The sequence below is a fragment of the Bartonella sp. OD88NMGDW genome (assembly GCF_042193775.1).
Classification (GTDB): Bacteria; Pseudomonadota; Alphaproteobacteria; order Rhizobiales; family Rhizobiaceae; genus Bartonella; species Bartonella grahamii.
Window position 1 is genome coordinate 387,418 of the sequence record NZ_JBHIMA010000001.1, and the last position, 7,553, is coordinate 394,970.

6 protein-coding genes, 3 tRNA genes and 1 pseudogene are annotated in these 7,553 nt (G+C 37.7%); 9 read left to right on the forward strand and 1 reads right to left on the reverse strand.

Translation table 11 applies throughout. The features are described 5' to 3' along the window. The first annotated feature begins 95 nt into the window (after positions 1–95). The 6 genes from ACFIJR_RS01675 to ACFIJR_RS01700 all read left to right on the forward strand — a co-directional run bounded on the left by ACFIJR_RS01675 (position 96) and on the right by ACFIJR_RS01700 (position 6,069). Positions 96–178 (forward strand) — tRNA-Leu (locus tag ACFIJR_RS01675). Between the two features lie 135 nt (positions 179–313). After that, positions 314–1,741, forward strand: coding sequence for a trigger factor (tig, locus tag ACFIJR_RS01680; protein ID WP_375625960.1), 1,428 nt, complete (start codon positions 314–316; stop codon positions 1,739–1,741). 128 nt (positions 1,742–1,869) lie between these two features. After that, positions 1,870–3,369 carry an Asp-tRNA(Asn)/Glu-tRNA(Gln) amidotransferase subunit GatB gene (gene gatB / locus ACFIJR_RS01685; RefSeq protein WP_375624963.1) on the forward strand — a complete coding sequence of 500 codons (1,500 nt, stop codon included), beginning with the start codon at positions 1,870–1,872 and terminating at the stop codon, positions 3,367–3,369. 181 nt (positions 3,370–3,550) lie between these two features. After that, entirely contained in the window at positions 3,551–3,949 is a 399-nt protein-coding gene (locus ACFIJR_RS01690) for an NADH:ubiquinone oxidoreductase subunit NDUFA12 (protein WP_375624962.1), read from the forward strand. Between the two features lie 89 nt (positions 3,950–4,038). Further along, complete coding sequence (locus ACFIJR_RS01695; RefSeq protein ID WP_375625183.1) at positions 4,039–4,464, forward strand: DUF2155 domain-containing protein; 426 nt, start codon at positions 4,039–4,041, stop codon at positions 4,462–4,464. 879 nt (positions 4,465–5,343) lie between these two features. Further along, complete coding sequence (locus ACFIJR_RS01700; RefSeq protein WP_375651534.1) at positions 5,344–6,069, forward strand: rhomboid family intramembrane serine protease; 726 nt, start codon at positions 5,344–5,346, stop codon at positions 6,067–6,069. A gap of 3 nt (positions 6,070–6,072) precedes the next feature. Here ACFIJR_RS01700 and ACFIJR_RS01705 read toward each other — a convergent pair whose 3' ends face one another. Continuing rightward, entirely contained in the window at positions 6,073–6,903 is an 831-nt protein-coding gene (locus tag ACFIJR_RS01705) for a TrmH family RNA methyltransferase (RefSeq protein WP_375625965.1), read from the reverse strand. Between the two features lie 205 nt (positions 6,904–7,108). Here ACFIJR_RS01705 and ACFIJR_RS01710 point away from each other — a divergent pair. From ACFIJR_RS01710 to ACFIJR_RS01720, 3 genes and pseudogenes are all read left to right on the forward strand, one after another. Beyond that, positions 7,109–7,192, forward strand: a tRNA-Tyr gene (locus tag ACFIJR_RS01710). Between the two features lie 31 nt (positions 7,193–7,223). After that, positions 7,224–7,297 (forward strand) — tRNA-Gly (locus tag ACFIJR_RS01715). 180 nt (positions 7,298–7,477) lie between these two features. Continuing rightward, positions 7,478–7,553, forward strand: a pseudogene (locus ACFIJR_RS01720) (elongation factor Tu); the annotation flags it as partial.

Consider the following 7,553-nt stretch of genomic DNA (forward strand, 5'->3'; position numbering starts at 1 on the left):
AGATTTTGTTTTTTTTAATATATTTGTTTGCTTTTTTTCTGTAATTAATGGTATAGAAACGCCGCTTGTATAAGGTTATTAGCTTGTAAGTTTGAGCGGATGTGGCGAAATTGGTAGACGCACCAGATTTAGGTTCTGGCGGGAGACCGTGGGGGTTCGAGTCCCTCCATCCGCACCAAAGCAATCCCTTAAGTGCTACGGATTTCTACGTGTCTGAAATTCCGCTTCATGGTAAATGTAACACTCGAAGTGTTAGAATGTAATGATTATTAGAGTGGGTTTATCCCTCTCCTTAGGAAAATGAAGGTGTTTAATGCAGGTTACCGAGACGCTTAATGAAGGACTGAAGCGCGAAATTAAGATCGTGGTTCCAGCGAAAGATTTAGAAGAAAAGTTGAATGAAAGATTGGATGATACCAAGGGAAAAATCAAGCTTAATGGTTTTCGTCCCGGTAAAGTGCCTAGTGGGCATTTGCGAAAAATGTATGGTAAATCCTTTATGGCGGAGATTCTCAATGAGATACTCAGTGATGCGCCTCGGTCTATTTTAGCAGATCGCAATGAACGTGCAGCGATGCAGCCGAAAATTGATATAGATGAAGATGAAAAAATTCTAGATGGCAAAGCTGATTTTACTTTTAGTTTAAAGTATGAAGTTTTACCAAAAATTGAAATTAAAGATTTTGAACATATTAAGGTTATCCGTGAAATTGCAACTATTCCTGAACAGGATATTGATGATCAAATCAATCGCGTCCTTTCTTCTACGCGTAATTATTCCCTAAAAGAGGGGGCTTCTGAAGAAGGTGATCGTATTACCATAGATTATCAAGGTAAGCTTGAAGGCGCTCCATTTGAAGGTGGGGCAGATAGTGATGCACAACTGATTCTTGGGTCAAAACAATTTATTCCTGGTTTTGAAGAGCAATTGGTTGGTGTGAAAGCTGGGGATGCAAAAACGATTTTTGTTAAATTTCCTGATAATTACAGTGCAGCACATTTGGCCGGACGGGAAGCAGAGTTTGACATTACTGTCAAAGCTGTCTTTAAACCAGATGAATTAAAAATTGATGATGAAGCAGCACAAAAAGTTGGTTTAGAGTCTCTGGATCGCTTACGTGAGGTCGTTCGTGGACAGATTGAGAGCCAATATGGTTCAGTGACACGTCAAAAAGTTAAGCGTCAAATTCTTGATGCTTTAGATGCTGATTATAATTTTGAGATTCCTGAAGAACTTTTAGAGATTGAGTTTAACAATATATGGGCTCAGGTTAATGATGATTTGAAAAAGGCTGGGCGCAGTTTTGAAGATGAAGGTATTACAGAAGAAAAGGCACGGGAGGAATATCGTATCCTTGCGCAACGTCGTGTTCGTCTTGGTTTGGTGCTTTCTGAAATTGGAATGAAGGTTGGTGTTAAAGTTAGTGAGGATGAGCTAAAAGCAGCCGTTTTTGATCAGGTTCGTCAGTATCCTGGACAAGAGAAAGAGATTATGGATTTTTTCCGCAGGACTCCGGAAGCTGTTGAAAATCTACGTGCTCCAATTTTTGAAGAAAAGGTCATTGATCATTTATTAGCACAGATAAAAGTCACAGATAAAGAAGTGACGGTTGAAGAGTTGATGAAAGAATATGACGAATCAGATGTCCCTGAAGAAAAGCCGGCAAAGAAAAAATCTGCAGTGAAAGAAACCTCTACAGAGAAAACATCAGTTAAGAAAAAGGCTCCTAAAAAAGCTTAATATTTATGCAAACAGAAAAAGCCCGATAGAATCGGGCTTTTTGTAAGATTTATATCCTATGATTGCACTGAGAGAATGGTTTTAGATAAGCCATGAGTGTATTTTAAAATATTGGTAGTGGATTGGCAATGAGCATCATTGATACGCGTACTCCTGATTCTAAGCGTTTTATTTCTGGAGTTACAGGTGATTGGGAAGTCATCATTGGCATGGAAGTTCATGCGCAAATCATATCAAATTCGAAACTTTTTTCAGGAGCGTCAACCAAATTTGGTGCAGAGCCGAACAATCATGTATCACTCATTGATGCAGCCATGCCAGGTATGTTGCCTGTTCTTAATCAAGAATGTGTCCGTCAAGCGGTTCGAACGGGGTTAGGATTAAAGGCGCATATTAATTTAAAATCTGTTTTTGATCGCAAAAATTATTTTTATCCAGATTTACCGCAGGGGTATCAAATTTCTCAATTTCGCTATCCCATTGTGGGAGAGGGAAAGATTATCATATCTGTTGGTCCAGATTCGAATGGCCAATTTGAAGATATTGAAGTGGGAATTGAGAGGTTGCATCTTGAACAGGATGCTGGAAAATCGATGCACGATCAACATCCAACGATGTCTTTTGTAGATCTTAATCGTTCTGGTGTTGCTCTTATGGAAATTGTTTCCAAACCTGATATGCGTTCATCAGATGAAGCCAAAGCCTATATGACAAAATTGCGTACGATTGTTCGTTATTTGGGCACTTGCGATGGCAATATGGATGAAGGTTCTATGCGTGCAGATGTCAATGTATCTGTTCGTCGTCCTGGTGAAAATTTTGGAACGCGCTGTGAAATTAAAAACGTTAATTCTATTCGCTTTATTGGTCAAGCAATTGAGTATGAAGCGCGTCGTCAGATCGCAATTTTAGAAGAGGGAGGAGTCATAGATCAAGAGACTCGGCTTTTTGATGCGGCTAAAGGTGAAACGCGCTCTATGCGTTCAAAAGAAGAAGCACATGACTATCGTTATTTTCCTGATCCTGATCTTTTACCATTAGAATTTGATCAGGCATTTGTGGATGCTTTGGCAGAAGACTTACCAGAATTGCCTGACGCTATAAAAGCACGTTTTGTTAAGGAAATGGGATTGACAGTGTATGATGCTTCCATTCTTGTGACGGAAAAGGCTATTGCTGATTATTTTGAAGAAGTAGCGCGTGGGCGTGATGGAAAAATGGTTGCCAATTGGGTGATTAATGACCTTTTAGGGGCTTTAAATAAAGATAATCGTGAGATTGAAGAGTCACCAGTATCGCCAAATCAATTGGGAAGCATTATTGATCTCATAAAAGAAGGAGTTATTTCTGGAAAAATTGCCAAAGATCTTTTTGAGATTATTTGGAATGAGGGGGGAGATGCACGCCAAATTGTAGAAGAGCGAAATATGAAGCAGGTGACGGATACAAAGGCAATTGAGAGAGCCGTTGATGAAATCATTGCTAATAATTCTGATAAAGTTGCGCAAGCAAAACAGAAACCCGCTCTAGCTGGTTGGTTTGTTGGACAGGTAATGAAAGCAACAGGTGGTAAGGCAAATCCTCAAGTTGTTAATGAATTGGTTAAGATGAAACTTGGCATAGATTAAATTTTATGGGGTGGAGAAGAAGCCATACATATGATATCTTCTTGAAATTAAGGGATAGCACGTTATCCTATCAATTGGAATTGTAGCTGAATTTCCTAGTAACTTTTTCGGTAATTTCAATCGTTAACAGTTTTATTCCAACGATTAATTTCATGAGCGCACTAAATGAATGGAATAGCAGATGGCTCGTTTTTTTAAGCAAATCTTCACATGGTGGAATGGCAATACCATTGGTACGCGTTTTTTCACATGGCGCAAAGGTAAGCGGATAGGGGAAGATCAATTTGGAAATATATATTATGAAGGGGGACTTCATAAGGATGGTTATCCGCACCGTTGGGTTATCTATAAAGACTATTCTGAGGCCTCTACTATTCCACCAGGTTGGCACGGCTGGATTCATCATCGCTGTGATTCTCCACCAACACAGGAGGATTATCATCCTTATGAATGGGAAAAGCCCCATGTTGCAAATATGACAGGAACAAGTGAGAGCTATCGACCAAAGGGGGCTATCACCTCCAGTGGAGAGCGTTCTTGTGTGCATGAAGATTATGATGCGTGGTCACCTAAAAAATAAAATGTTTTAATGCGCTCGTATATTTTTGTCTTATTTGAATCTATGTTATGAAAAGAATTATTTTTTAAGGTGCGATTAATTTTGATATGATGAGATTTTTTTTATTGTTAGGGGTGAGGCATTTTATATATATTTTTTTAATGGGAATTTTAGTGTTTTTATCCTTAAATAATGGGGTGCGTGCTGAACGTATTAGCAATGGAATTGCTGTTTTTGCAGGTCTTGACAAAATCACGGGGCGGACCACACGTTTTGAAGTTACTCTTGGTAAAATTTATCAGTACGGTGCATTACAGGTAACACCACGTGCGTGTTATACGAGCTCTAAAGATGAACCAACGCGTACAACTGGTTTTGTTGAAGTCAATGAAGTGACATTAGATAAAAAAATACGGCGTATTTTTACAGGATGGATGTTTGCAGATAGTCCTGGTTTGAATGCTGTTGAGCATCCTATTTATGATGTGTGGTTAAAGGATTGCAAGCAGAATTCTCAAGATCTTCCTCTTCAATGATGAGTGTGTTATCTATTTATAATACATTGATTTATAATGGTCATTTATCATTTTACAACTTAATAGGAGGTTCAAATTCCTATGATTTTCTCATTTAAAATTTTTCTATATTGAATTAATCCAAATTATTCTCTTGCGCATTACAAGTGGCGGATGTGCAGATAAGATTCTCTAAGATAAGGAATAAAAATTTCCTTCATGAACTGTTTAAATTCAAAGATGCATCATTAGAACCAACGTATTTTTTCAGTGTTTCATAGGAGACAGTTCTTGAATTATATCTGTTAGAGGTTGAAATGAAAGGCTTGTTTATATTTGTTAAAGAGATGGACTGACGCTTTTGCATTTATGAGGGAAAAAGGCTATCAAGAGAGTAATTCATCATGAAACACCAATGAGTATATCTAGAGAAAGCTGTGTTGGTAGTTTTTTCTCATAGAGATGTCGTTTTTCATTCAAAGAGTAGAAGCAATGCAAGCTATATTAATGGAAAAATTGAGATTTAAGATTATTTAAAGTTTATCAATCGAAGTATAGCTTAGTTAAAAAATGCAATGATCAATATATTTCTAGTAAGAAAACAATGTTTATATATTTTGATTATACACCACCTCATAAGTGAGTTTATCTATTCGTAAGTTCTTGTGTATTGTATGATAACTTCACATTTAAGTAAGCAGGATACCACTAAGTTTGTAAATCATATTCTTGGTATCCATGCTTTTTAAAATCTTTTGTATAAAATACACGTGTTTTCATGTAGAGCTATTGAAAAAGGGGCTCCGAAGAGGCGTTGAAAAGATTCTGTATCACTGGGAGTGGTATATTTATTTTGTATAAAGAATAACCCATTTTCTGAAAAATACGAGATTTTATACAATGAAAGTTTTTAGTCACCAACATAATGATGTTTCCCGATTGCCGAAACAACCTAAAGAACCCTTGTTGAATGTTCCATTTATTATAGTTGTTTTGATAGCATTTTGTTTTTGTCTTTATTGCATTTCTCAGTATTTTTTCTCTCATCAGGTTTATACTGAAAGTCTTGAGTTTTTTTCATTTATACCAGCATTGTTTAAGAGGGATCCTGTAGCACTCTGTTATACCATGGTGAGTTATTCATTTATGCATAGTAGTTTTAAACATGTTGCTCTTAATATGGTTTGGCTTTTGGTTTTTGGCTCTCCTTTAGCAAGGCATTTTGGTGTTTTACGTTTTTTAATTTTTTGGGTGTTAACGGCAGTTATTTCTGTTTTGACTTATTTTACATTTCATCAAGAAAGTACCATATCACTTATTGGGGCGTCAGGTGCCGTATCTGGAATGATGGGTGCTATTGCACGTTACGGTTTTCCTAGTGGTAATCTAGCTGTCAATGCGCAGAACGAAAAACTTTTGGGACCTTTATTGTCCATTAAAAAAGCTCTGTGTTCTAAGGGGGTGCTCGTTTATATGGGTGTATGGCTGATGGCTGATTTTATCATAGGTATTTCTTCTATTTTGTTTGAAGAAAATGGCATCTCAATAGCATGGGAAGCTCATATTGGCGGGTTTCTTGCGGGTTTTTTGTTGGTTGGTTTTTTTGATGTTTCACAAAAAAAATAAAAACTAGAATCTAAGATATTTATGTGCCACATAAAGCGCTATTGTTGCTGCATTTGAAACATTTAATGATTTAATATTTCCAGGCATATCAAGGCGTGTTAAAGCGCAAACGGTTTCACGTGTTTTTTTACGTAAACCTTTACCTTCTGCTCCTAAAACAAGAGCAATTTTATTCCCTGTTAATGCTGTTTCTAGAGGTTTGTGCCCTTCTGAATCAAGACCAAAGCTTGTAAAACCTGTTTGATGAAGTTCTTGAAGAGCTTCAGCGAGGTTTCGTACGGTAATATAATGAATCATTTCCAGAGCTCCAGATGCCGCTTTTGCAAGAACACCGTTTTCGTGGGGAGAGTGACGGCAAGTTGTAATAAGCGCTTTAGCTTTCAATGCAACTGCAGAGCGCATAATAGCGCCAACATTATGCGGATCAGTAATTTGATCCATGACAATGACCAGATCAGTATTGGTTAGTTCCGACAGTTTGCATGGTTTGAGGGGGAGAGTTTCCAAAACAATACCTTGATGAACAGCCTCACTTCCAACAAGCGAATCAAGATATTTGGGGGTGCATAATGTAACAGAGCAAGGATAATCTGATTCGGATATATTTAATCGTTTTAAGGCATTTTGTGTAACGTAAAGACATTTTAAAATTCTTTTTGGGTTTTCTAAAGCTGCCTGAACAGAATGAATGCCATAAAGATGGATTATCCCTTGGTGTAAAGAAGCAGCTTTCTTCTTTAGGTGTGTAAAAGATCGAGAAGAAGAGCTTTTTGTATCGCGATATCGGCGACGTAAACGAGCATAATGAGAATTTTGTGATGTTTTTTCTTTCATAGCTTCTTTATAGCGTGTTAATAAGAAAAATAGAGAGAAAAAATTTATGATTTAAAGTTATGAGCAGGAAATTTGTACAGAATTGTATTTATTCTGTTGACAGATACAATAGTAATCGTCATAACCACTTCGCAATCAGATTGAATTGAATGGGTATTCAAGATGGTTGTCGTAATGTCTCATTGCGCGACTTTACCGGTGTAATGGAGGGGTGCCCGAGTGGTTAAAGGGGGCGGACTGTAAATCCGTTGCGTATGCTACGTTGGTTCGAATCCAACCCCCTCCACCATTCATCGAAGGAGAGTTTGTATGTGAGTCATGCGGGTATAGCTCAATGGTAGAGCAGCAGCCTTCCAAGCTGAATATGCGGGTTCGATTCCCGCTACCCGCTCCAAATAGTTGTTGGTGATTGGGCAAATAGGTATGATGGAGGATATTCCATTTATAGATTGGGTGGGGTTTTCCGTCTAAGAGTTGTGGTGATTGAGCTGGTTACAGCCTAATCGGATTGAGTTTTGCAGGACTGTCCCTAGGTGCTAACAAAAATAGGGAATAAAACAAGAGATTAATAGCGATGGCGAAGAGCAAGTTTGAACGAACAAAACCGCATGTTAATATTGGTACGATTGGTCACGTTGATCATGGGAAGA

Excerpts from the sequence above, each read along its gene's own strand:
- gatB (WP_375624963.1), top strand. The coding sequence starts at position 1,870 with ATGAGCATCATTGATACGCGTACTCCTGATTCTAAGCGTTTTATTTCT.
- tig (WP_375625960.1), top strand. The coding sequence starts at position 314 with ATGCAGGTTACCGAGACGCTTAATGAAGGACTGAAGCGCGAAATTAAG.
- ACFIJR_RS01705 (WP_375625965.1), bottom strand. The coding sequence starts at position 6,903 with ATGAAAGAAAAAACATCACAAAATTCTCATTATGCTCGTTTACGTCGC.
- ACFIJR_RS01695 (WP_375625183.1), top strand. The coding sequence starts at position 4,039 with ATGAGATTTTTTTTATTGTTAGGGGTGAGGCATTTTATATATATTTTT.
- ACFIJR_RS01700 (WP_375651534.1), top strand. The coding sequence starts at position 5,344 with ATGAAAGTTTTTAGTCACCAACATAATGATGTTTCCCGATTGCCGAAA.
- ACFIJR_RS01690 (WP_375624962.1), top strand. The coding sequence starts at position 3,551 with ATGGCTCGTTTTTTTAAGCAAATCTTCACATGGTGGAATGGCAATACC.